The 23,597-nt window shown below is 69.6% G+C and carries 16 protein-coding genes; 10 read left to right on the top strand and 6 right to left on the bottom strand.

Annotated features, from left to right (window positions below):
* Positions 1–32: 32 nt before the first annotated feature.
* The gene (locus tag L1081_RS17740; protein WP_489413347.1) at positions 33–1,010 is read left to right on the top strand and encodes a helix-turn-helix domain-containing protein; all 978 of its coding nucleotides are present in this window, start codon (positions 33–35) and stop codon (positions 1,008–1,010) included.
* On the opposite strand, the gene L1081_RS17735 is transcribed toward L1081_RS17740, so the two are convergent.
* The 4 genes from L1081_RS17735 to apaG form a co-directional block, all read right to left on the bottom strand.
* Complete coding sequence (locus L1081_RS17735) at positions 1,007–2,209, bottom strand: YbdK family carboxylate-amine ligase (protein WP_489413346.1); 1,203 nt, start codon at positions 2,207–2,209, stop codon at positions 1,007–1,009. The genes L1081_RS17740 and L1081_RS17735 overlap by 4 nt on opposite strands.
* Complete coding sequence (locus tag L1081_RS17730; RefSeq protein WP_489413345.1) at positions 2,206–3,477, bottom strand: cation:proton antiporter domain-containing protein; 1,272 nt, start codon at positions 3,475–3,477, stop codon at positions 2,206–2,208. Before L1081_RS17730 ends, L1081_RS17735 begins: the two co-directional genes overlap by 4 nt.
* The gene (gene tlpB / locus L1081_RS17725; protein WP_489413344.1) at positions 3,474–5,447 is read right to left on the bottom strand and encodes a transporter-like protein TlpB; all 1,974 of its coding nucleotides are present in this window, start codon (positions 5,445–5,447) and stop codon (positions 3,474–3,476) included. The genes L1081_RS17730 and tlpB overlap by 4 nt, the downstream gene beginning before the upstream one ends.
* 221 nt (positions 5,448–5,668) lie before the next feature.
* Entirely contained in the window at positions 5,669–6,064 is a 396-nt protein-coding gene (gene apaG / locus L1081_RS17720) for a Co2+/Mg2+ efflux facilitator ApaG/CorD (protein ID WP_012745656.1), read from the bottom strand.
* Positions 6,065–6,135: 71 nt separating this feature from the next.
* On the opposite strand from apaG, the gene rpe reads away from it, so the two are divergent.
* Complete coding sequence (rpe, locus tag L1081_RS17715) at positions 6,136–6,831, top strand: ribulose-phosphate 3-epimerase (RefSeq protein ID WP_489413343.1); 696 nt, start codon at positions 6,136–6,138, stop codon at positions 6,829–6,831.
* A gap of 9 nt (positions 6,832–6,840) precedes the next feature.
* Here the strand turns inward: rpe and L1081_RS17710 are convergent, their stop codons facing one another.
* Entirely contained in the window at positions 6,841–7,113 is a 273-nt protein-coding gene (locus tag L1081_RS17710; RefSeq protein WP_489413342.1) for a hypothetical protein, read from the bottom strand.
* 194 nt (positions 7,114–7,307) lie between these two features.
* On the opposite strand from L1081_RS17710, the gene L1081_RS17705 reads away from it, so the two are divergent.
* The 3 genes from L1081_RS17705 to ligD all read left to right on the top strand — a co-directional run bounded on the left by L1081_RS17705 (position 7,308) and on the right by ligD (position 10,427).
* Entirely contained in the window at positions 7,308–8,300 is a 993-nt protein-coding gene (locus tag L1081_RS17705) for a M14 family metallopeptidase (RefSeq protein ID WP_489413341.1), read from the top strand.
* 205 nt (positions 8,301–8,505) lie between these two features.
* Complete coding sequence (ku, locus tag L1081_RS17700; protein ID WP_489413340.1) at positions 8,506–9,522, top strand: non-homologous end joining protein Ku; 1,017 nt, start codon at positions 8,506–8,508, stop codon at positions 9,520–9,522.
* The gene (ligD, locus tag L1081_RS17695; RefSeq protein WP_489413339.1) at positions 9,519–10,427 is read left to right on the top strand and encodes a non-homologous end-joining DNA ligase; all 909 of its coding nucleotides are present in this window, start codon (positions 9,519–9,521) and stop codon (positions 10,425–10,427) included. The genes ku and ligD overlap by 4 nt, the downstream gene beginning before the upstream one ends.
* Before the next feature lie 13 nt (positions 10,428–10,440).
* Here the strand turns inward: ligD and L1081_RS17690 are convergent, their stop codons facing one another.
* Positions 10,441–11,259 (bottom strand): transglutaminase domain-containing protein, encoded by an 819-nt coding sequence (locus tag L1081_RS17690; protein ID WP_489413338.1) that lies wholly within the window; start codon positions 11,257–11,259, stop codon positions 10,441–10,443.
* A gap of 336 nt (positions 11,260–11,595) precedes the next feature.
* Here L1081_RS17690 and L1081_RS17685 point away from each other — a divergent pair, with 336 nt between their 5' ends.
* The 5 genes from L1081_RS17685 to L1081_RS17665 all read left to right on the top strand — a co-directional run bounded on the left by L1081_RS17685 (position 11,596) and on the right by L1081_RS17665 (position 23,589).
* Positions 11,596–11,763 carry a hypothetical protein gene (locus L1081_RS17685; RefSeq protein WP_021005272.1) on the top strand — a complete coding sequence of 56 codons (168 nt, stop codon included), beginning with the start codon at positions 11,596–11,598 and terminating at the stop codon, positions 11,761–11,763.
* A complete protein-coding gene (locus tag L1081_RS17680; protein ID WP_489413337.1) occupies positions 11,760–13,946 on the top strand; it encodes a catalase in 2,187 nt (728 codons plus the stop codon). The genes L1081_RS17685 and L1081_RS17680 overlap by 4 nt, the downstream gene beginning before the upstream one ends.
* Before the next feature lie 160 nt (positions 13,947–14,106).
* The gene (locus L1081_RS17675; RefSeq protein WP_489413336.1) at positions 14,107–16,257 is read left to right on the top strand and encodes a CHAT domain-containing protein; all 2,151 of its coding nucleotides are present in this window, start codon (positions 14,107–14,109) and stop codon (positions 16,255–16,257) included.
* Positions 16,258–16,625: 368 nt separating this feature from the next.
* A complete protein-coding gene (locus L1081_RS17670; protein WP_489413335.1) occupies positions 16,626–18,338 on the top strand; it encodes a ShlB/FhaC/HecB family hemolysin secretion/activation protein in 1,713 nt (570 codons plus the stop codon).
* Between the two features lie 7 nt (positions 18,339–18,345).
* The gene (locus tag L1081_RS17665) at positions 18,346–23,589 is read left to right on the top strand and encodes a two-partner secretion domain-containing protein (RefSeq protein ID WP_489413334.1); all 5,244 of its coding nucleotides are present in this window, start codon (positions 18,346–18,348) and stop codon (positions 23,587–23,589) included.
* Positions 23,590–23,597 lie beyond the last annotated feature (8 nt).

The raw sequence follows: 23,597 nt of genomic DNA, 5'->3' as shown, positions 1-23,597 counted from the left end.
GCCCGAAAGCCATTCATCGATAAAATCGGGCCATGGCTCGAAAAACCACGGAAACCATCGCCGTCGTGGCCTTCGACGGCATCAGTCCCTTTCACCTGTCGGTGCCGTGCATGGTCTTCGGCGAAGACCGCACGGAAGCGGGCGACCCGCGTTTTCGCCTGCTGGTGTGCGGCACCGAGCCGGGCCCGCTGCACACCAATGCGGGCTTCACGCTCGTGGTGCCGCACGGGCTCGAAGCCATCCGGCGCGCGCAGGTCGTGATCGTGCCCTCCTGGTGCGACGACGGCCGGCCCGCGCCGCCGGCGCTGATCCGCGCGCTGCAGGCGGCGCATCGGCGCGGCGCCATCGTGGTCGGGCTGTGCCTGGGCGCCTTCGTGCTGGCCGAGGCGGGCCTGCTCGACGGCCGCCCGGCCACCACGCACTGGAACCTGGCCGAAGCCTTTGCCAGGCAATATCCGAAGGTCCGGCTGCAGCCCGAGGTGCTGTACGTCGACGACGGCGACGTGCTCACCTCCGCCGGCACGGCCGCGGGCATCGACTGCTGCCTTCACCTGCTGCGGGTGCGCCATGGCGCCGAGGCGGCGAACCGTGCCGCGCGCCGCATGGTCGTGGCGCCGCACCGCCAGGGCGGGCAGGCGCAGTACATCCGCCAGCCGATGCCCGCCGCGGCCGACGGCGACCGCCTTGCGCCGCTGCTCGAATGGCTGGGGCGCCATCTTCAGAGCCCGCACGAGCTCGACAGCCTCGCGCGGCGCGCGCTGATGAGCCGGCGCACCTTCACGCGGCGCTTTCGCGAAGCCACCGGCACCACCGTCGGCCAGTGGCTGCAGAACCAGCGCCTCGCGCTCGCGCAGCGGCTGCTGGAGACCACCGACCGCCCGATCGAACGCGTGGCCGGCGACGTGGGCTTCGGCTCGGCGGTGTCGCTGCGAAAGCACTTCGCGGCGGCGTTCAAGGTGTCGCCCACGGCGTACCGCAGGCAGTTCTCGCAGGAGGCGGTGGCCGCCTAGGCCCCGCCACCGCGAAAGCGCAGCGCCGCCTGCCGCACCACCTCGGCCAGCAGGCGCTCCTTGCCCTGCTTCTCGCGCAGCCAGCGCGCATCGTTGCGGTTGGCTTCCACGCTGGTGCGCAGTTCGCCGAGCGCCTGCGTGGCGTTGAGCGCCTCGCTGTGCCATTCGAGCTGCGTCATGGTCATGAGGATGTGGTCGCGCAGCGGCATGTGCTGGCCGCTGGCCGGGTCCACGTACACCGCATCGAGCCCGAAGCGGCAGGCCTGGAAGCGGTTGTAGGTGTAGACGAGGTAGTCGTCCTCGGTCGGCTCGAAGGGCTGCTCCTGCAGGAACCATGCGGCCAGCGACTGCACGTAGCCCGCGAGCGCGGCCGCGCGCTCGACGGTGAGCGGCGTGTCGAACACGCGGATCTCGATGGTGCCGAACTCGGGCTTGGGCCGGATGTCCCAGTAGAAGTCCTTCATGCTGCGCACGACGCCGGTGCGGGTCATGCGCTCGAAGTAGGCTTCGAATTCCTTCCAGCTCAGCGTGAACGGTGCGCGGCCCGAGAGCGGGAACGCGAACACCGAGTTCAGCCGCGCCGAGTCGAACTGCGTGTCCTGCCCCTGCACGAACGGCGACGAGGCCGACAGCGCAATGAAATGCGGGATGTAGCGCGACATGCGGTGCAGCATCAGCAGCGCCGAATCGGCATCGGGGCAGCCGATGTGCACGTGCTGGCCGAAGATGGTGAACTGCTTGCTCAGGTAGCCGTACAGCTCCGACAGCTCGCGAAAGCGCGGCTTGTCGTAGATGCGCCGCTCGTGCCACTGCTGGAAGGCATGCGTGCCGCCGCCCACCACCGCGATGTTGAGCTTGTCGGCGTTCCTGATGAGCGCCTCGCGGATCGGCGAGAGCTGCGTGATCACGTCCTGCGCCGAATGGCAGATGTCGGTCGAGATCTCGATCATGCTCGAGGTCATCTCGGGCACCACGCTGCCGGGCAGCGGCGTCTGCGCCATCAGCCGCAGCATGTCTTCCGCATAGGGCGCGAGGTCGTAGTCGTGCGTGTTGACGAGCTGCAGTTCGAGTTCCACGCCGAGCGACAGCGCTTCGGAGCGGTTGAAGGGCTCGAGCTTGACCACGCGGCTCGCGGGGTCCGCGGGCAGCGCGGCGGAGCGGAAGTCGTCGCTGTCGGGAAAAGCCATGGCCGCGGTCATCGCTGCGTGTCCTCCGTGGTGCTGAAGGCCTGGGGCGTCCAGGGCACCGAGCTTTCGCCCACCGCGTGGATGGCCACGGTGGCAAGCACGGCGCCCATCACTTCCATCAGGAGAATCGAGGGCAGGGCCACCTGCGTGATCATGGTGCCGAGCAGCGGCGACGCGGTGGTGAAGTTCGAGGCGATGAGCAGCGCGATCGACGACAGCGGCGACATCGCGCAGCCGACCCAGAAGGCCTGGTTCCAGCTGGCGCCGCTGCCCGGGTTGGCAATGGCCACGCCGGCGATCTTGGCGAACAGGCGGATGCCGATCACCGCCAGCACCACGCTGGCCACGGGCAGCGTCCAGTCGGCCTGCGCCGCCACGATGGACACCAGCACGAACATCAGCATGGTGAGCAGCGACGAAGCCGTGCCGAGCTGCCGCTGCCAGGCCCAGGGCTTGGGGTTCAGCGTCTTGAGCAGCACTCCGCCGATTAGCGCGGCCAGCGGCGCCGAGCCGCCGACGTGGGCCGTGAGCGCGCTGGCGGCCGCGATGAGCGCGAGCAGCAGGATCGAGGTGTTCTCGCTCGTCGGGCTCATGAAGCGCAGGGCAGTGCGCAGCGCCAGCGCGAGGATCCCGCCGATCACGAACGACAGGCCGAGCACCACCGCCACCGGATAGAGCTTCTGCAGCAGGGTCTGCGGCGCCCGCTCGATCAGGCCGGCCTGCGCATAGCCGAGCGCCAGCGCGTAGAAGGTGTTGAGCGTGGCCAATGTCATGGCGCGCTCGGTCACCGGCCCCGAGGCGCGGGTGTCGATGATCACGCGGCTCAGCACCGCGGGCGAGGCGACGATGGCCATCAGCGCGATCGGGTTGGCCACCGGATCGGGCAGGCCCAGCAACTGCAGCATCCAGAACACGCCGAAGTAGGTGAGCGTGGCTTCGAGCAGGCTCTGCACCAGCACCATCGGGTTGTGGCGGAACCAGCGCAGCGGCAGCCGGCCACCGGCCTCGAACAGCACCACGGCCGCGCCGAGCTCCAGCAGGAACAGGCTGATGCCGCGCAGCGGCCAGATCGCGCCCTCGAAGCCGGCCAGGCCGAACACCGCGCCGACCATCGAATAGCCCACCACCTTGGGCAGCCCCAGGTAGCGCTGCACCAGGTGGCCCGAGGCCGCGGCCGCAGCCAGCAGCAGCGACCACAGCACGGTGGGCAGGCCCGCCGACGGGCGCAGCCACTCGGACCAGAAGCCCAGCAGATCGTTGAAGAGACTCGTCAGGTTCATGCAGGTAGAAAAAAGCTGATGGGCCGGCTGCGCCAGCGCGCCCGGATGGCGCTGCGGATGCGTGCACGGTCACCCAGGCTGACGCTGTGCGCACGCAGCGCCAGCCTGAATGCGAAATAGAAACTCACGCTCACATTGAGCGCGCCGATCACCGGGATGGCCGCCACCGCCCACCACAGCGCGGGCTGCTGGAGCACCGCGATGCCGGTGGAGGCCGCGGCCGCCGCGATCTGCCCGGCCGACAGTGTCACGTGGCGCACGTCCAGCCCGAGCCCGAAGAAACCCGCGAATGCGGGCAGCAGGCCGAGCATGAGCCCGAGCGAAATGTTGGAGGCAAAGCCCGATATGTTCGTGCGCATGAAGGTGGCCCACCGGCGGGCGCGGGCGGCACCCAGAAAAGCGCCGATGCGAGGGTTGTAACGCATGGCGGAGTCCAGGCGATGCAGGACAAAGGCGTTTTCTGTCCAGCCCGCGACGATGCTGGCTGCGAACAGCAGCACGCCGGTCATGGCCGCGAAGAGCGCGGTCGGCCCCGCCAGCGAGAGCGATTGCAGCGTGGCCGCGGCGTGCGCCGCGTCCAGCAGCGGCCGGCCGAGCGCGAACTGCACCAGCAGGGCGAGCGCCAGCATCGCGGGCACCACCAGCCCCACATTGCCCAGCACGGCCGCCACCTGCGAACGCACCAGGTTGGCCACTTCGTCGACGAAATCGGCCACCGCGGCATCGGTCTTGATGTCGCGCAGCCGCGCCGCCATGGCGGGCGCCGTCATCGCGGGCTGCTTGGTGGCCAGCGTGAGGTGCAGCAGCTGGATTGCGACAAAGCTGGCGGCATACATCAGGCCCGACCAGAGTCCGCTCCAGAAGGCCGACAGGGCGAGCGAATAGATGCCGAACTTGAGCAGCACCGTCAGCGCGGTGAGTGCGCCGCCGCCCGCGGCCTTGCGCACCATCTGCAGGTAGCTGCCGCGGTCGCGCGTGATGTAGTGCTCGCCGGTTTCGGCGCTGCGCTCGGTCACCTTGGCCGCCAGCATCGAGGAATTCGACGCGATCAGCGCGCGGATGCTGTTGCGCTCGCCGCCGGCCAGCACCAGCCGGCCCACCAGCCGCGCCACGCTGGGGGCGGGTGCGGGCGAGATCAGGCAGTCGAGCAGTTCGCGGATGCGCAGCACCCGCTCGCGCAGCTGGCGCAGACGGAACACCAGGCCAACCGAGATGCCGTTGTCCTCCAGGTGCGTGTAGACAGACGATGCGCTGGCGCGGCAGGCATCGAGCCGGTCGCGGAAGGCCACGAACGCGGCCTGCAGCGCGTCTTCGTCGCGGGGTGCCCGAAACATCTGCTCGCGCAAGGCGTCGAGGTCGGACATCAGCGCATGGAAGGCGCGGCTTTCACTGGCGGCGCTCATGCGCAGCCGCAATTCGGGCGAGAAGCCGGCCGCCACCACCTGGCTGCTGCAGTAGGTGACGGCGTCCATCACGGTGTGGCGCCAGCGCGGCGCGCCATCGATGTCGTCGAGCGCGGCGTCGGCCAGCAGCGCGCCGATGCGCGCGAGCTGTGCGTCGTCGAGCAGCGCGATCCAGCCCGCGTCGAAGGCGCCGGGCAGCACCATGCGGAAAAGATCCGAGGCATCGGTGGTCTCGGGCGTGCCGGGCAGGATCTTGCGGCGCAGCCGTTCGGTGAGCTCGCTCACGAAGGCGGTGCGCGGCGCAAAGCCGTAGTCCGCGAGCAGCGCGGTCAGGTCGACCGCCTGCGTGAAGGCGCGCCACCATGCACGCAGGCGCTCGCGCAGCTCGGGCCGCGCCTCGACCGCGTCGAGCAGCAGCGACACGCGCCCCACCGCGGCCTGCGGCGACGCACGGTCGCCGCGCAGCCAGTCGAAGACGTCGATCAGCCAGATGTGGCGCTGCGCCACCTCCGCCGTCGGATCGAGCCGGGCCAGCAGCCCCTGCAGGTCAAGCGATGCAGCAGCCATACAAAAGAATAAAGAACAAAAAGAACAAAAAAGGTCATCAGACGGGAAACACCGCGGAATCGGCTTTGCCGGGCCGCTGGTGTTGCCCCCGGTAGGGGGTTGGCGTAGCGACACGGAGTGCGCGAAGACTGGGGGCGAGCCAAGCTACACCGGGCCTCCGGTGTTGCCCCCGGCGAGGGGGAGGGAGAAGCGACACGAAGTGCGCGGAGCCTGGGGGAGTACTAATGAAGCACTCGCGAGACGGGTGCTCCGCCGATGTCCGCCTCCAGCACGAACATCGGAATCGGCACGTCGAAGCGCTCGCCGTCCTCGGTCACCATGAAGTAGCTGCCGTGCATGGTGCCGCTGGGCGCCTGCAGGCGGCAGCCGCTGGTGTAGCGGAACGATTCGCCGGGCGCCAAGAGCGGCTGCTGGCCGATCACGCCCAGGCCCTTGACCTCCTGCGCGTGGCCCGAGGCGTCGTTGATGAGCCAGTGGCGGGCGATGAGCTGGGCGCTCGTCTCGCCCTCGTTGGTCACGGTGACGGTATAGGCGAAGGTGTAGATCTTGTCCTTGGGCGAGGACTGGTCTGCGAGATAGCGCGGTTCGACCTGGACGCGGATGGGGCTGTGCGGCATGCGCGCGATGGTAACTGGAGCCTTCTCTTGCACTGCTTTCCGGGTTTTCCGCCGGCTGCGACAATCGGCGCATGAACACGCCGTTCCGCATCGCCCCCTCCATTCTTTCGGCCGATTTCGCCCATCTGGGCGACGAACTGGCCAAGGTCATCGCCGCCGGCGCCGACTGGATCCATTTCGACGTGATGGACAACCATTACGTGCCCAACCTGACCTTCGGCCCGATGATCTGCAAGGCCCTCAAGCCCTACGCCAGGACGGCCGACGGCGAGGCGGTGCCGATCGACGTGCACCTGATGATCCAGCCGGTCGACGCGCTGGCCGCCTCCTTCGCGGAAGCGGGCGCCGACTACATCAGCTTCCACCCCGATGCCTCGCCGCACGTGAACCGCAGCATCCAGGCCATCAAGGCCGCGGGCTGCAAGGCGGGGCTGGTGTTCAATCCGGGGCTGGGCCTGGAGGCGCTCGACTGGGCGATCGACGACATCGACCTGATCCTGATCATGTCGGTGAACCCCGGCTTCGGCGGGCAGAGCTTCATCGATTCGGCGCTGCGCAAGATCGAACTCGCGCGCAAGCGCATCGAGCAGAGCGGGCGCGACATCCGGCTGGAAGTGGACGGCGGCATCAAGGCCGACAACATTGCGCGCGTGGCCTCCGCCGGCGCCGACACCTTCGTGGCGGGTAGCGCGATCTTCAACGCCAAGGACTACGCGGCGGTGATCTCTTCCATGCGCGACCAGCTCGCGGGCGTGGGCCGCAAGTAGGAACTTCGGTCAGCGCTTGACCTTGTCGTTGTAGACGCGGTCCGCCACCGGCCCGCGGTCGGTGTCCACGCTGCCGCGCTCGATGTCCTCGTGGCCCTTGCGGCCGACTTCGGGCGGCTGCCCGTCCTGCGCTTCCTGGCTGTCGGAAGACTGGTCGTGCTCGTGCGGCAGGCGCGGCGCCGAATCGCCGCCCTGTTCGATCTTGGTGTTGCCGCTGCCGGCGTCCCGCAGCGGGTCGCTCGGTTGGGCCGGATCCTTGGTGCGGGGCTTGCTGCTGTTCATGGCTTTCTGTTCCTTCGCGATGTCTGTCTGTCCTGCCTGCATCTGCCGCGAGCCTGCATGGCGCGCCGGCCGCGGCCGGTAGGACAGGCCAGGCACGCCCTGTAGGCACGGCACGCCGGGCCGCGCTCGACGCGCCGCTATGAAAGGAGTAGCGGCTTTGCGCACAGGGGAAGGCCTCCGCAATAATCGCCGGGATGTCCTCCGATTCCCTTGCCGCCGCCGCAACCGACAACTTGCGCATCCACACCTTCGCCGCGCTGGAGCCGGGGCCGCGGCTGCTCGTGCTGGGCGGTGTGCATGGCGACGAGACCTGCGGCACCGAGGGCATCGAGCGCGTCCTGGCCGAGCTCGATGGCGGCACCTTCCAGTTGCGGCGCGGGCAGCTCACGCTGGTGCCGGTCGCCAACCCGCTGGCGCGGCGGCGCCTGCAGCGCGAAGGCGAGCGCAACCTCAACCGACTGTTCAAGCCGAGCGCGGAACCCGCGGACTACGAAGACCGGGTCACCAACGTGCTGTGCCCGCTGATCGAGCGGCACGACGTGCTGCTCGACCTGCACTCCTTCCAGAGCGAGGGCGAGGCCTTCGCGATGATCGGCCCGCGCGACAACACCGGCACGCTCGAACCCTTTGCGCGCGCCAGCGAGGAAGGGCTGCTTGCGCTGCACCTGGGCACGCCCATCGTGGTGGAGGGCTGGCTCGACATCTATGCCGCCGGGCTCGCGCAGCGTTCCGCCGGCATCGCGGTGGGCGAGGACGCGATCGACTTCGGCCGCGGCACCAACGAATACATCCGCAATTGCGGCGGCTACGGCGTCACGCTCGAATGCGGCCAGCACCAGGACCCGAAGGCGCCCGAGGTGGCGTGGCGCGCCATCCGCCGCGCGCTCGCGCTGCTCGGCATGGCGGCGCTGCCCCAGGGCCTGGCAGGCACGCCGCCCGCGCCGCCCCGGCTGCTGCGCCTGGCGAGCGTGACCGACCGGCTGCACGAGGACGACAGCTTCGTGCGCGACTGGGCCACCTTCGATGCGGTGCAGCGCGGCGAGCCGATCGGCATGCGCCACGACGGCGCGCTGGTGAGCGCGCCGGACGACGGATTCATCGTCTTTCCCAACGCGCTGGCGCTGCCCGGCGCCGAATGGTTCTACTTCGCGCATCCGAGCGAGCGCGTGCTCGGGCCTGTGGCCTGAAGCATTCGCTCCTTCCCCCTCTGGGGGAAGGCTGGGATGGGGGCGGCCAGAGCGCCCAGTAGACACGCCGCTTGCCCCCACCCCGGCCCTCCCCCGGAAGGGGAGGGAGAAAAACGCCGGCCCGCGCCTTACGGCAGGCGCCGCCGCGCTCCTACATCGCGCACCAGTGCGGGGCGCAGAGTCTCCAGGCTGAAGGAGTGTGTCCATGGCAGTCTCGAAAAAAGCCCCCGCGCCGCGCGTCCTGTGGAAGGGCGCGATCAGCTTCGGCCTCGTCCACATCCCGGTGGCGCTCTACTCGGCCACCACCGACCACGGTATCGACTTCGACTGGCTCGACAAGCGCACGATGGACCCGGTCGGCTACAAGCGCATCAACAAGAAGACCGGCAAGGAGATCGCGCGCGAGAACATCGTCAAGGGCATCGAGTACGAAGACGGCGAATACGTGGTGCTGAGCGACAAGGAAATTGCCGACGCGTATCCCAAGACCACGCAGACCATCGAGATCGAGAGCTTCGTTCCCGCCAACGGCATTCCGTTCGTCTATCTCGAGCGGCCCTACTATGTGGCGCCCATCAACCGCGGGGCCAAGGTGTATGCGCTGCTGCGCGAGACGCTGCAGCGCAGCCAGCGCATCGGCGTGGCGCGCGTGGTGATCCAGACCAAGCAGCACCTAGCCGCGCTCGTGCCCGTGGGGCCGGGGCTGGTGCTGAACCTGCTGCGCTGGGGCGCCGACATCCGGCCCTGGACCGAGCTTCCGCTGCCGTCGGAAGACGCGAAGAAGGCGGGGCTGCGCGAGCATGAGATAAAGATGGCCGAGCAGCTGGTCGAGGACATGAGCGCCGAATGGGACCCGGACGACTACAAGGACGAGTTCAAGGACGAGATCCTGCGGCTGGTCGACCGCAAGGTGGCCGCGGGCCAGACCGAGACCGTGACGCAGATCGAGCCTGAGGAAGGCCAGGCGGTCGAGAGCCGCGGCGCGAAGATCATCGACCTCACCGAGCTGCTGCAGCGCAGCCTGCGCAAGGGCGGTGGCGGCGGCAAGGCGGCCGCGGCCAGCGAAGACAGCGACGATGAAGAAGAGGCGCCCGCGGCAACCAAACCGAGGTCCAAGGCCAAACCCAGGGCCCACGGCAAGACCGCCGCAAAAAGCAGCAGCGGCGCCGCACGCAAGCGCAGCGCGGCCAAGAGCGCCACCGCCCGGCGCCGCGCGGCATGAGCGCGCGCATGGCCACGGCGCAGAAGGCGCCGCGCATCACCCACGCGGAGCGCGTGATCGACGCCGCCAGCGGCCTCACCAAGGGCGATCTTGCGGCCTACTACGCGCGCGTCGCGCCGCTGATGCTGCCGCACCTCGAGGGGCGCCCGGTGGCGCTGGTGCGTGCGCCCGACGGCGTGGGCGGCGAGCTGTTCTTCCAGAAGCATGCGCAGCACAGCGACATCGCGGGCATCAGGCTGCTCGATCCCGCGCTCGACCCGGGTCATGACCCGCTGCTGCAGATCGACACCGCCGAGGCGCTGGTCGGCGCGGCGCAGTTCAACACCGTCGAGCTGCACACCTGGAACGCCACCTCGCGCGCCCTCGGCAAGCCCGACCGCATGACCTTCGACCTCGACCCCGGCGAAGGCATCGACTGGCAGCAGATGCAGGAAGCGGCGCTGCTGGTGCGCGTGCTGCTCGACGAGCTCGGCCTGACGTCGTTCCTCAAGACCAGCGGCGGCAAGGGGCTGCACGTGGTGGTGCCGCTGCGGCGCCAGCTCGGCTGGGACGAGGTGCGCGGCTTCTCGCGGGCCATCGTCGAGCACCTGGCGCGCACGGTGCCCGAGCGCTTCGTGGCCAAGAGCGGGCCGCGCAACCGCGTGGGCCGGATCTTCGCGGACTATCTTCGCAACGGCTTCGGCGCCACCACCGTCAGCGCATGGTCGGCGCGCGCGCGTCCGGGCCTGGGCGTGTCGGTGCCGCTCGCCTGGGAGGAACTGCCCGACCTGGACAGCGCCGCCCACTGGACGGTGGCGAACATCGGCCCGCGCCTGGCCACCGGCAACACGCCCTGGGACGCGATGGAGCGCAGCCGCACCGGCCTTCGCGCGGCGATGGAGATGCTCGGCTTCATGCCCGCGTGAAGCCGCGGGCCTGCTACTGCGGCACTTCCTCGGTCGTCACTTCGAAGCGCTTGAGCGAGTTGGCGCCGAACACCATGGTGATCGGCACGTCGGCCGCGTCGCGACCGCGCGCAATCACGATGCGGCCGATGCGCGGCACGTTGTGGCGCGCATCGAAGGTGTACCAGCGCTCGCCCAGGTACACCTCGAACCATGCGCTGAAGTCCATCGGGGAGGGCACCGGCGGAACGCCGATGTCGCCCAGGTAGCCGGTGGCATAGCGCGCGGGAATGTTCATGCAGCGGCACAGCGTGATCGCCAGGTGGGCGAAGTCGCGGCACACGCCCGTGCGCTCGCGGAATCCCTCCAGCGCCGTGCGCGTGGCGCGCGCGCTCTGGTAGTCGAAGCGCAGGTGCTCGTGCACGAAGTCGCAGATGGACTGCACGCGGTGCCAGCCCGGCGCCACGCTGGAAAAGTTGCTCCAGGCGAAGGCGAGCAGTTCGCTGTCGACCTCGCAGTAGCGGCTCGGCAGCAGGAAGGGCAGTGTGGCGACCGGCAGGTCCGCCGCCGCGTGCTCGACGGCGCCGAAGTCCACCGGATCGGCCCAGCCCGGGTCGAACACCACCGCATGGTTGCGCAGCCGCACGCTCGGCACGCCCGCGGGAATGCGCACGCGCGCGCAATGGTTGTCGAAGCCGTCCATGTAGTAGTCGGTATGCAGCGGCGGCGTGAGGGTGACGTGCTCGCCGTCCTGCAGGTCCGCTGCACGCGAAGGGTGGACATGCAGCATGTAGACCAGTGCGGTGGGGGCCGTGACGGCGAGTTCGATGTCGAAACCGATCTTGATCTGCATGTTTCTTTCTTTCTTCCCTGTGTAAATGGCTTCGGTCCACGAATGCCCAAGCAGGCTTCGTGCCGCCCGTGCTCGATGCTACGGCTGCGCACGAGGCGCGGATGCGGGCCGACACGCCAGGCCGCGTAGGCGGCAGCCATGCGCTGTCGGCGTGCTCCTACCGCGTAGACGCCGCCTCTCCCACAAGCGCGGGCGAGGCGCCACTACGGGTAACAGTGTGAGAAAAACATAACCTTTGGATTCGCTCGCAACTGCCCCCGCGAACCCGCTTTCGTGGCTTCATGGAGGCCGCAGCGCAAGCATCGAGTTGTTCAATCTGATCTGCTGGAGCGAATCATGGATCTGTCGTCGCTGTTCGATTCACTTACCGGTGCTTGGGGAGATGAAATCCTGTTCTGGGTGGTGGCCGCCGTGGCGGGCTTCATCTGCCTGATTGCGCTGGTGAACGTGCTGGACCTCTTTATCGACAACGAAGCCGACCCTCCCATGAAAGACCCTCGATGACGCCTCAGAACAAGGCCGCCGCCGGACGCCGCTCGAAGGCCACGGACGGCAGCAACGCCAAGCAGCAGCAGCTCGATGGATTCGCAACCGATCATGCGCCCAATCTGACGACCAACCAGGGTCTTCAGATTCCGGACAACCACAATTCGCTCAAGGCCGGGGTGCGCGGGCCCACGCTGCTCGAAGACTTCATCCTGCGCGAGAAGATCACGCACTTCGACCACGAGCGCATTCCCGAGCGCGCGGTGCATGCGCGCGGCTCGGCGGCGCACGGCTATTTCCAGGTCTACAAGTCGATGTCGCAGTTCACCTGCGCCGACTTCCTGCAGGACCCGGACGCGAAGACGCCCGTTTTCGTGCGCTTCTCCACCGTGGCCGGCTCGCGCGGCTCGGCCGACACGGTGCGCGACGTGCGCGGCTTCGCCGTCAAGTTCTACACCCGCGAGGGCAACTACGACCTCGTGGGCAACAACATCCCGGTGTTCTTCATCCAGGATGCGATGAAGTTTCCCGACCTGATCCACGCCGTCAAGCCCGAGCCGCACCACGAGATGCCGCAGGCTGCCAGCGCGCACGACACCTTCTGGGATTTCGTCTCGCTCATGCCCGAGAGCACCCACATGCTGATGTGGGCGATGAGCGACCGCGCCATTCCGCGCAGCCTGCGCATGATGGAAGGCTTCGGCGTGCACACCTTCCGCTTCGTGAACCTGCGCGGCGAGAGCCACTTCGTGAAGTTCCACTGGAAGCCCAAGCTCGGCATCCATGGCCTGGCATGGGACGAGGCGCAGAAGGTCGCGGGCAAGGATCCCGACTTCCACCGCCGCGACCTGTGGGAAGCGATCGAGCAGGGCGACTTTCCCGAGTGGGAGCTCGGCGTGCAGCTGGTGCCGCCCGACAAGGCCGATTCGCTCGGCTTCGACCTGCTCGACCCCACCAAGCTGATCCCCGAGGAGATGGTGCCCGTGCAGCGCATCGGCCGGCTGGTGCTCAACCGCAACCCCGAGAACTTCTTTGCCGAGACCGAACAGGTGGCGTTCCATCCGGGGCACGTGGTGCCTGGCATCGACTTCAGCAACGATCCGCTGCTGCAGGGGCGCCTGTTCTCCTATACCGACACGCAGATCTCGCGCCTGGGCGGCGCCAACTTCCACGAGCTGCCCATCAACAAGAGCGTGTGCCCGTTCCACAACTTCCAGCGCGACGGCATGCACCGCCAGGCCATCGCGCGCGGCCAGGTGGCCTACGAGCCCAACTCGCTGGGCGACGGCAAGGAGTTCAGGGTCGACGGCGGCAGCGTCGGCTTCCAGCCGCATCCCGACGAGCTCGAGTCGCCCAAGGTGCGCCGGCGCAGCCCGACCTTCGACGACCACTTCACGCAGGCGCGGCTGTTCTTCAACAGCCAGAGCGCGGCCGAGAAGGAGCACATCGTTGCGGCCTTCCGCTTCGAGCTCTCCAAGGTCGACGTGCCGGCCATCCGCCAGCGCATGGTCGACAACCTGGCGCACGTCGACGAGAAGCTCGCGCGCCGCGTGGCCGAGCCGCTGGGCATCGGCGCGCCGGACGCGAAGGCGGCCGCGGGCCGCGCGGGCTACCGCGAGCACCGCATGACCCTGCCCATCGAGGAGTCGCCCGCGCTCAGCATGGCCGACAGCGGCGACGGCTCGATCCGCACGCGAAAGATCGCGATCCTCGCGGCCGACGGCATCGACTCCGCCTCGCTCAAGCCGATCCGCGATGCGCTCGAGCAGGCCGGCGGCAAGTGCAAGGTGGTGGGCGCCCGCCTGGGCACCATCGCCAGTGCATCGAAGCGGCAGATCGACGTCGACATGACCTTCGCCAACGGACCGTCGGTCGTGTTCGATGCCGTGCTGATCCCCGGTGGCGCCCAGGGCGTGGCGGCGCTGGCGGGCATGGGCGATGCGGTGCACTTCGTGCTCGAGGCGTACAAGCATTGCAAGGCCATCTGCACCGTGGGCGATGGCGTGCAATTGCTCTCCACGCTCGGCATCAGCGCGAACGCGCAGCAGGGGGACGCACCCGCCGGCGTCATCGTTGCGGCCACGCCGGTCACCAACCTCGGTGACACCAGCGAGGCGACGCAGATCGCGCAGGCCTTCATCGCCGCGATTGCCAAGCACCGCCACTGGGACCGCGTCAACATCGATGCCATACCTGCGTGACCGAGCGACGGCGTGATGTAGTCCATTCGCGCTAGGCCTTCTTGCGAATAGGCGCGGCAGGGGCCCGCTCCTAGACTTTCCCCACGAGGCCTGAACGGCGCGCACTTCCGCGGCGTCGACCCCCGCAACCGCGGGCACACGGGCCGCGCGCGGGGGTCCAATGACGTGGTTTTCGAGAAGAACGGAACGGGAGCGCTCGGCACGTCGTGCAGGGGCTGCGGGTGCGCTGGGGCTGGCAGCCATTCTTCTGCTGGGCCATGGGTCCCCGGCATCGGCGCAGCAGCAACAGGCGCCGAATGCCGAAGCCGCGGCCGGCAGGGCGGAGCAGGCCCGGCTCGCCGATACCGACACCTTGCTCGCATTGACCAGCGAGGGCGCGGTGCTCTATGGGCAGGATGCGGTCAAGCTGTCGGGCTACCAGTACTGCAGCCAGGCGGTGGCGCTGGCCGAGGCCGGTGAATTCCGCCAGAGCGTGCGCGCCGCCAGCAAGGCGCTGCACCTGGCCAATGCCACGCGCGATCCGAACCTGCTGGCCATGGCCAACCGCGACCTGGCCATCGTCTACAGCTATTCGGGCCAGCTCGAGAAGGCCGAGGAATTCGCGCGCGAGGCGCTCAAGCATCCGGCGCGCGATCCCAAGCTGGTGGTCGGCCCGGTGCAGAAGGTGATCGGCGACGTGCGCACCCGCCGCGGCGACTACGCGGGCGCCGTCATCAGCTATGACGAGGCGCTGGCCAACAGCTCGTCGCGCTATGCGCCGCTGGTGCAGGCCTCGCTCGTCAATGCGCTGATCGAATCGGGCGATGCCGCCAGGGCGCGTGAAGTGCTCGCGGGCATGGCGCCGCCCCGGGACGCGCCGCTCACGGCCCAGCTCGATCGCACTCGCGCGCGGCTGCTGCTAGCCGAGAACAAGCCGGCCGAGGCGCGCGACCTCTACCGCGCGCTCACTGCGCGGCAGGTCGGCACCGACACCGAGTACTACCGCCTCTGGGCCTGGGACGGCGTGGCGCGCAGCGAGCTCGCGCTCGGCCAGAAGCAGGCCGCGGCCGAGGCCGTGGCGCGCGCGCTGGGCGGCATCGACCAGGTGCGCGCCAGGTTCCGCAGCGAAGAATTCAAGATGGGCCTGTTCTCGGACCTGCAGTCGGTGTTCGAGCGCGGCGTTGCGATCTACAGCGACGCGGGCGATGCGCGCCAGGCCTTCGAGGTGAGCGAGCGCAGCCGCTCGCGCGCGCTGCTCGACGCGGTGCGCGGCCGCGCGAAGATCAACGAGCGCGCCGCGACCACCGTGGACCTGGCCGCACTGCAGGGCATGCTGGCGCCCGACGAGCGCGTGGTGCAGTTCCATTCGCTGCCCGACCGCCTGCTGGTGTGGGTGGTCGGCCCCGCCGGCATCGAGGCCAAGACCGTGGCCGTGCGCCGCGAGGAGCTCACCGAACTGGTCGAGGTGTTCCGCAACTCCATCGTGCGCGGCCGCCGCGCGGCCATCACCAATGCCGACAAGCTGGGCGCCGCGCTGCTCGGACCGCTGGCCCTGGCGCCGGGGCAGCGGCTGATCGTGGTGCCGCACGGGCCGCTGCACTACCTGCCGTTCCAGGCGCTGCGGCTCGACGGGCGCTACGTGATCGAGACGCATCCGGTGGCGGTGGCGCCCTCCATCAGCATCGCTGTGCAGCTCGCGCAGCGCTCGCCGCACGTGGGCGCATCGCTCACCGCCTTCGGCAATCCGCGCATCGAGGACAAGTACGACCTGCCCGGCGCCGAGGTCGAGGTGAAGCAGCTCGCGCAGCTGTTCCCGCGCAACACCGTGTACATGGGCACCGCGGCCACCAAGACGCAGTTCCGCGACGTGGCCGCGCGCTCGTCGCTGATGCACGTGGCGGCGCATGCCGAAGCCGACGCGGTGGATCCGCTGTACTCGCGCATCCTGCTGGCCAACGAGGGCGGCAAGCAGAATTTCCTGGAGGCCCACGAGATCCTCGGCCTGCCGATGGACGGCACGGCGCTGGTCACGCTCTCGGCCTGCGAGTCGGGGCTTGGGCGCATCGCGCAGGGCGATGAGGTGCTGGGCTTCACGCGCTCCTTTCTCTCGGCCGGCAGCTCGAGCCTGATCGCATCGCTGTGGCCGGTGTCGGACGACGCGACCGCAGTGCTCATGGGCACGCTCTATGGCGAGCTGGCCAAGGGCCGAGACATCCAGAAGGCGATGCAGGCCGGGCAGCTGGCGGTACTGAAGGATCCCAAGATGTCCCACCCCTTCTTCTGGGCGCCGTTCAACCTGATCGGCAACTGGCGCCTGACCGTTGGGAGCTGACATGAAAAGAAGAACTGCCATGTCTATTTGTCGCGTTGTGTCTGGAGTGCTGTGTTCGGGGCGCTGCTGTTCAGGGCGCGTGCCCAGGCCACCGGGTACTCCCCTCCGCGAATGTCCCCCGCCTTCGGCTCCTCCTTTATTTCGCTGCGGGGAGCACCCGATGCCCTGTGCACGAGGGCACGCTCGTTGCGCATCTCTGATCAACGACCGCTCTGAACAACGCTTCCGTCGATGGGGTGCCTTGCGCAGCGAAATCAAGGGGGAGGCCGCAGGCCGGAGGACATTCGCTTCGCCGCGTACCCCGTCGGCGGAAGCGCACCCTGAACAGCAGCGCCCACAACAACAGCAAAGCGCAACGGAGCACTGAGATGCGCGCCACCCAACGCTCGACGCCGATCGCTCTTGCCGTCACCGCCCTGGTGAGCGCAACGCTGCTTGTTGCCGCCCAGCGCACCCACGCCGCGGAACCCGATGCCAATGCGCTGCTGCCGACAAAAGATCCCTGCGGCAGCTGCGACCGCCCCCTCGCGCAGGCCACCGGCGGCGTCGCTCCGCAGAGCCTGCCGGCGCCGCTGCGGCCGCCCGCGGCCACCTTCAAGCTCAACGACCTGCGGCTCAACGGCGTCAAGGCCCTGAGCAACGAGGAACTGCAGGGCATCACCGCACCCTACATCGGGCGCGACGTCACGCTCGGCGATCTCGAAAGCCTGGCGCAGGCCATCACCGCGCGCTACAAGGAGCGCGGCTACTTCCTCGCGCAGGCCGTGGTGCCCGTGCAGACCGTGCGTGACGGCATCGTCGAGATCAGCGTCATCGAAGGCCGGCTCGGCAAGGTCGAGGTGATCGTTGCACCCGATGCGCCCGTCAGCGAGGCGCGCGTGCGCGGCTTTCTTGCACCATTGCAGCCCGGCGAGGCCGTCAACGCACCGGCCTACGAACGCTCGATGCTGCTGCTGTCGGACCAGCCCGGCATCAAGGTCTCTTCCGCACTGCAGGAAGGCACGCAACCGGGCACCACCGACCTGTCGGTCGAAGTGGCGGCGGCGCCGCGCTGGGCCTTCGCGGCCGAGGCCGACAACCACGGCACCAGGGAGTCCGGCCGCTACCGCCTCGGCGGCACGATGCGCTGGGCGAGCCCCCTGGGCATTGGCGACAACCTGGACGTGCGCGCCATGGTCTCCAACGGCAATGCGCTGCAGTTCGGCCGCATCGCCTACGAGGCGCCCATCGGCAGCAGCGGCCTGCGCGCGGGCCTCGGGCTGGCGCGCGTCAACTACGAGCTGGGCGGCGAGTTCGCGGAACTGGGCGCCCAGGGCAAGGCCGATGTGTTCGACGTCTCGTTGAGCTACCCGCTCATCCGCCAGCGCCAGCACAACCTCTTCCTGCGCCTGTCGGCCGACAGCAAGAAGCTCACCGACGAGTACACGGCGGTCGACTTCTCGGCGCGCAAGCGGGTGCGCGGCTTCGGCCTGGGCTGGACCTGGGAGCGCCGCGACGACTGGCTGGGCGGCGGCTACTGGGCGAGCACCGGCAATCTCTATCACGGCAGGCTCTCGATCCGCGATGCCGACAGCCTGCTGACCGACCAGGGCCTGGGCGGCCACCGCACCGAGGGCGGCTTCACCAAGGCCACCGTCCAGCTCTCGCGCCTGCAGGCGGTGCTGCCCCGGCACTCGCTGTACCTGGCGCTGGGCGGCCAGTGGGCCAGCAAGAACCTCGACGCCTCGGAAAAGCTCTCGCTGGGCGGCGCGCGTGCCGTGCGCGCCTATCCCTCGGGCGAACTGCTGGTGGACCAGGGTGTGATCGGCACCGTGGAATGGCGCTGGTCGCTCGACGCCGAGTTCACGCCCTTCGTGTTCTACGACGCGGCGCGCGGGCGCCAGACGAAGAACCCGACGATCTTCGACGCCAGCCCCGGTTCGCGCAGCCTGCGCGGCGCGGGCATCGGCCTGAGCTGGACGCGGCCCGGCAACTTCACCATCAACGCCACGCTGGCCTGGCGCGCCGGCACTGACCCGGCGCGCACCGACGGCGGCGGGCGCAACCCGCGGCTGTACGTGCAGGCGCAAAAGACCTTCTGAGGGCAGCATGAGAAACCATGATCTTTCCGCGAAAGCCCTGCCGCGGCACTGGCGCGTGCGGCCGCTCGTGCTGTCGCTGGCCTGCATGGGCATGGTGCCGGCCTGGGCGCAGCTCAACCTGCCGGCGGGCTTTCCCCAGAACGGCGCCGTGGTGTTCGGCAATGTGAGCGTCGCTCCCAATGGCACGGCGGCCATGCAGAGGCTCAACCAGAGCACGATGAATGCCATCGTCAACTGGAATGCGTTTTCGCTGGACGGCGGCAAGACGCTCAACATCAACCAGCAGATGGGCGCCGCGAGCGTGATGCTCAACCGCGTGGTGGGCAGCGGCGGCGTGATCGAGCGGTCGGTCATCAACGGCACGCTGTCGGCCAACGGGCATGTGTTCGTGGTCAACCCCTCGGGCGTTCTTTTCGGCAGCAAGGCCCAGGTGAACGTCGGCGGACTGGTGGCCTCCACGCTGGACATCAGCGACAGCCAGATCGCCAAGGAGACCAGCGTGGTGGGCAAGGGCGGCCAGCTGGTGTTCGGCGGCGGCATCAACGACGCCAACAGCATTGCCCGCGTGACGGTTCAGCCCGGTGCGGTCATCAACGTGGGCGACGGCGGCACGCTCGGGCTGATTGGTGCGCTGGTGCGCAACGAAGGCGAGATCAACGTGGCGCGCGGCTCGGCGGGCCTGGTGTCGGGCGCCCGGGTGACGCTGGACTTCGAGGGCGACGGACTGACGAAGTTCACGGTGCCGCTCGAAGGCGGACTCATGAACACCTCGGTGGCCAGCGAGCAGGCCACCGATCCCACCACCAAGGCGCTGGTGATGAACACCGGCACCATCACGGCCGACGGCGGGCGCGTGGTGCTGGTGGGCGCCTCCGGGCTGGTGCAGCAGGTGGTCAACCAGAGCGGCACGGTGCGCGCGCGTTCGCTGGTCGAGCGCGGCGGCGAGATCGTGCTGGAAGCCGTCGGCGCGCAAGTCGACAGCGGGGCCGGCCTCGAGGTGAGCGGCACGCTGGATGCGCGCGGCAATGCGGCGGGCGTGGCCGGCGGCAGCATCCGCACCACGGCCGGCAACCTGAATGTGCTGGCGAGCGCACAGATTGCCGCCGGCGGCAATGAAGGCGGCGCCAACGGCAGCTGGACGGCCGAGACGGGCCGCAATCTCTCGGTCGTGGCCGACACCGATTCCGGCAACATCGCGGCCAGCGTGATCGGCAAGGCGCTGAGCCAGGGCACCGACGTGACGCTGACCACGCGTTCGTCCAGCAAGGTGGCGCAGATCAACGATGCCGTCGTGTTCCAGCCCGGCGCCCAGGTGATCAAGGACGGCGGCGGCGCGGCCACGCTGCGCGTGAATTCGGTGGGCAACATCGACATGCGCTGGGACGCCGAAGGCGAAGGCGCAACCATCGCCTCCACCAGCGGCGTGCTGAACGTCGAGTTCAATGCCGACGCGCAGGGCCTGGCCGCCGCCGAGGTCGGCCAGGACAACGGCATTGCGGCAGCCATCCGGCTGGACCGCGCGCGCATCGATGCCAACGGCGGGAACATCCGCTTCTTCGGGCAGGGCGACAGCGAGAACGGGCGAGCGATCGGCGGGCAGGTCAAGGGCCCGGACGCCGATGGCGCCGGCGATATCCGCAGCGGCGTCTGGCTGGGCGGCAGCACCTTGAGCACGCTCGGGACGGGGAGCATTTCGCTGCGCGGCGAAGGCGGCACCGCCGAGGTGGGCAGCGGCTTCCTGAGCGCCACCGATGGCGTACGCATCGACGGCGACAGCACGCTGAGCACGCAGGCCGGCGGCATCGCGCTGGCTGGCCGCGGCGCCGCGGGAGGCTCGGGCGTGCGGCTGAACGGCGACGACTATTCGGTCGCCCTGTCTTCCGCGAGCGGCGACATCGCCCTGACCGGGACGGTGCGCGACTGGGCCAGCGGCGGTCCGGTCGGCGAGCCCCCGGACGGCGCCGGCGTACTGATCAGCGGCTCGAAGTTGACCACCGGCGGCGATGTGCGCATCACGGGCCAGGGCGGCAACCTGTCGGGCATGGCCGACGGCCTGCGCACGCAAGCCGTCGAACGCGGCACCAGCTTCACCGTGGGCGCCTCGAATGGCGTGGTGATCGACGGCACGCGGGTCGAGGCCGGCGCGGGTCGCAGCATAGAGATCAACGGCACGGCCGGCAGCGCGGGCTTCGGCTACGACGGCGAGGGCGTGGCGCTGGGCTTCGCGCCCATGGACGCGACGGTCACGCCCTTTGGTGTGCGGCTCTCGTCTTCGCAGCAGACCGACGGGCTGCATGCCGCGGGCGGCAGCATCCGGGTCGCAGCCGGCACGAGCGATGTGGCCTTGAGAGCCGGCGCCTTCGAAGGCACGCTGCTCGATGCCGCCAGCACCACCGGCATGGGCGGCAGCATCAGCGTGACGGGGCGCAACATCCTTGCGGAGTCCACAGCGGACGCCAGCGGCCTGGCGGACGCCAGCGGCGCGGGCGGCGGCGGCAGCATCGAGATCCGCGGCACGACCGCGCCCGGCGCCGGCAACGAGAATTCGGGCGTGGTCTCCATCGGCCCGAACCTCACGCTGCTGGCCAACGCCCTGGGCAGCGGCAACGGCGGCAGCATCACCGTCGTGGGCGAGCGCTCGGTGCGCGTCTTCGGCGACCTGCAGGCCAGGGGCGGCAGCGCCGGTGGCAACGGCGGCGCGATCGAAACCTCGGGCGGCTCGTTCGACGTGCGCGGCATTCGCGTCGATGCCTCGGCGCCGGCCGGCCTGGCGGGCCGGTGGATCGTCGACCCCTACGACGTGACCATCGAACACGGGACGGCCAGCGGCTCGCTGCCCACCAATCCCTTCGACCCGGTGGCCACCTCGACCATCCAGGACGGCGACATCAACAATGCCCTCAACGGTGGCACCAGCGTGACCATCACGACCGGCACCGGTGGCACCGACGCGGGCAACATCAACTTCGACAGCGGCGTGGCGATCGAGCGCAACACCGGCGCAGCGCCGGTGTTCTTCCAGCTGGACGCGGCCAGCAGCATCGGCCGCACCTTCTCCTCCTCGTGGCTGGCACCCACCATCCGCTCGACCAGCGGACCGATGGACGTGATCTTCAACGCGGGCACGGCCGGCGGTACGTTCGGGAGCATCTCCTTCCAGGGCAGCTCGGCCGCCGATGTGGCCACCATCTCCACGCAGGGTGGCCGCGTCACGATGCATGCCAACAGCGCGGTAAACCTGGGCAACGCCCGCATCGACACCGGCGGCGGGGCGGTGTCCATCACCACCGGTCCGTCCGGTGCGCCCGTGGGGCTGGTCAGCCTGGACGAAACAGTGATCGACACGCGGGTGGGCCAGTCCGATGCCGGCGCCGGAGGCGATGTCGGCATCGTCAGCGGCAGCGTGCGCCTCACCGGCTCGCAGATCGCCGCTTCCACGGGCGACATCGGCATCACGGGCGTGGGCAATCCGTCGTTTTCCGCCGGAAGCGGCGTCGTGATCGACCGCAGCAGAAACAACGTCGCCAGCAGCATCTCCACCACCAGCGGCGACGTACGGGTGCAGGGTGTGGCCCGAGCCAACCCGTCCTCGGCCTTCGCGGCCACGCACGGCGTCCTGGTGCGCGGCGGCAGCAGCATCACCGCTGGCAGCGGCAACATCGCCTTGCGCGGCAGCTTCGACGGAAACGTGTTCGACGGCACCGACAGCGGCGTGCGGCTGGAAGACGGCGCGCGCCTGGCCACCACGGGCGGCGGCAGCATCGAGCTCACCGGCGCTTCCAGCCGGGCCAGTCCCGGCGTGTCGATCCAGGCCGGCACGACGCCGGCCGGTGGTCCCGGTGCGGCGCCCCAGGTGCAAAGCAGCGGCAATCTGGTGCTGCGTGCGGCCAGTGATGGCACCGTGCCCGCCCTGGTGATCGACGCGCCGGTGAGCGCCGCCGGCACCATCAACCTGCGGCCGGGCGGCATGGACACGGCGCTCAACGCCTTCGATGCCACGGCCACCGGCATCACCGTCGGAGGCGCGGCGGGGCCCGGCTTCACGCTGTCCGATGCGCTGATGTCGCGCTTGAACGCGCCGAGCGTGGTGGTGGGCAGCAATACACACGCAGGCACCATCACCGTGGCCGGCCCGGTCGCGACCGGCGGCGCCCTCACGCTGCAGAACGAAGGCGTGGGCGGCGCCGGCGGCATCGTGCTGAATGGCGCCGTCACGGCGGACCGCCTGGGCCTGCTCTCGGCCGGCGACATCACGCAGACGGCGAACGCGCCGATCACCGCCCAGCACCTGCTGGCGCGCTCCAGCCGCGGCAGCGTGCTGCTGGACCGGGCGGCCAACAACGTGAGCGAGAACACGCTGGGCGGCGGCGCCGCCGGCGCTTTCCGCTACCAGGACGTGGACGGCGTGCGCATCGGTGCGCTGTCGGTCACCGGCTTCGACGCCGGCACCAACCAGCCGCAGGTGGTGTCGGCCACCTCGATGGCGGCGGACACGGTGTTTGTGCGCACGCTCTCGGGCGACCTCACGCTGGACACCGCCGTCAGCAGCACCTCGGGCACCGACCTGGTGGCCGCGTCGCGCTTCCAGAATGCGGGCGGCGGCAGCATCGGCGGCGCGCCCTGGCGCATCTGGGCCGACACCTGGGTGGGCGAATCGCGCGGCGGCCTCGCCGGCTCGGGCGCCACGCCCAACCTGTTCCACTGCGCCTACCTGGGCCTGTGCACCGTGAGCATCACGCCGGGCGACAACCATTTCATCTACGCCCAGCAGCCGCGGGCCACGGTGGTCATCGGCGACGCCAGCCGGCCCTTCGGCATGGCCAACCCGCCCTTCGGCTTCACCATCGGCGGGCTGATCCTGGGCGACGGCACGGCCGGCTTCCTGGGCACGCCCACGAGCCTGGCCGGCATCCTCAGCCCCGCCGGGCGCTATGCGATCACCGGCAGCTTCACCTCGGCGGCCGGCTATGCGGTGGACGTGGTGCCCGGGACACTGACCGTGACGGCCAGCCTGCGCCGGCCCGACTTTCCGAGCGTGGACCTGGTGCGCGAGCTGCCCAACACCAACACCTACACCTTCGACCGCAACCTCGGTGCACCGCCGATCTGCTTTGCCACCGGGCCGCTGGAGGGCGAACGTGCGCAGCAGGACGGCGACCTGCTGGCGCGCGAATGGTCGCGCGTGCGCTCGCGGCCCAACCTCACCAGCTGCGTGGCCACCGATCGCAAGAACGGCTGCGCGGATTTCTGAGAGCGAAG

The sequence above is a fragment of the Variovorax sp. MSC1_012 genome (genome assembly GCF_023667525.1).
Taxonomy (GTDB): domain Bacteria; phylum Pseudomonadota; class Gammaproteobacteria; order Burkholderiales; family Burkholderiaceae_C; genus Variovorax; species Variovorax beijingensis_B.
Note: the sequence above shows the minus strand (reverse complement) of the source record. Positions and strands in the feature narration are given on the sequence as shown.

What these genes read in the sequence shown, in the direction of transcription:
- L1081_RS17740 (WP_489413347.1), top strand. Translation starts at nt 33, where the DNA reads ATGGCTCGAAAAACCACGGAAACCATCGCCGTCGTGGCCTTCGACGGC.
- L1081_RS17735 (WP_489413346.1), bottom strand. Translation starts at nt 2,209, where the DNA reads ATGACCGCGGCCATGGCTTTTCCCGACAGCGACGACTTCCGCTCCGCC.
- L1081_RS17730 (WP_489413345.1), bottom strand. Translation starts at nt 3,477, where the DNA reads ATGAACCTGACGAGTCTCTTCAACGATCTGCTGGGCTTCTGGTCCGAG.
- tlpB (WP_489413344.1), bottom strand. Translation starts at nt 5,447, where the DNA reads ATGGCTGCTGCATCGCTTGACCTGCAGGGGCTGCTGGCCCGGCTCGAT.
- apaG (WP_012745656.1), bottom strand. Translation starts at nt 6,064, where the DNA reads ATGCCGCACAGCCCCATCCGCGTCCAGGTCGAACCGCGCTATCTCGCA.
- rpe (WP_489413343.1), top strand. Translation starts at nt 6,136, where the DNA reads ATGAACACGCCGTTCCGCATCGCCCCCTCCATTCTTTCGGCCGATTTC.
- L1081_RS17710 (WP_489413342.1), bottom strand. Translation starts at nt 7,113, where the DNA reads ATGAACAGCAGCAAGCCCCGCACCAAGGATCCGGCCCAACCGAGCGAC.
- L1081_RS17705 (WP_489413341.1), top strand. Translation starts at nt 7,308, where the DNA reads ATGTCCTCCGATTCCCTTGCCGCCGCCGCAACCGACAACTTGCGCATC.
- ku (WP_489413340.1), top strand. Translation starts at nt 8,506, where the DNA reads ATGGCAGTCTCGAAAAAAGCCCCCGCGCCGCGCGTCCTGTGGAAGGGC.
- ligD (WP_489413339.1), top strand. Translation starts at nt 9,519, where the DNA reads ATGAGCGCGCGCATGGCCACGGCGCAGAAGGCGCCGCGCATCACCCAC.
- L1081_RS17690 (WP_489413338.1), bottom strand. Translation starts at nt 11,259, where the DNA reads ATGCAGATCAAGATCGGTTTCGACATCGAACTCGCCGTCACGGCCCCC.
- L1081_RS17685 (WP_021005272.1), top strand. Translation starts at nt 11,596, where the DNA reads ATGGATCTGTCGTCGCTGTTCGATTCACTTACCGGTGCTTGGGGAGAT.
- L1081_RS17680 (WP_489413337.1), top strand. Translation starts at nt 11,760, where the DNA reads ATGACGCCTCAGAACAAGGCCGCCGCCGGACGCCGCTCGAAGGCCACG.
- L1081_RS17675 (WP_489413336.1), top strand. Translation starts at nt 14,107, where the DNA reads ATGACGTGGTTTTCGAGAAGAACGGAACGGGAGCGCTCGGCACGTCGT.
- L1081_RS17670 (WP_489413335.1), top strand. Translation starts at nt 16,626, where the DNA reads ATGCGCGCCACCCAACGCTCGACGCCGATCGCTCTTGCCGTCACCGCC.
- L1081_RS17665 (WP_489413334.1), top strand. Translation starts at nt 18,346, where the DNA reads ATGAGAAACCATGATCTTTCCGCGAAAGCCCTGCCGCGGCACTGGCGC.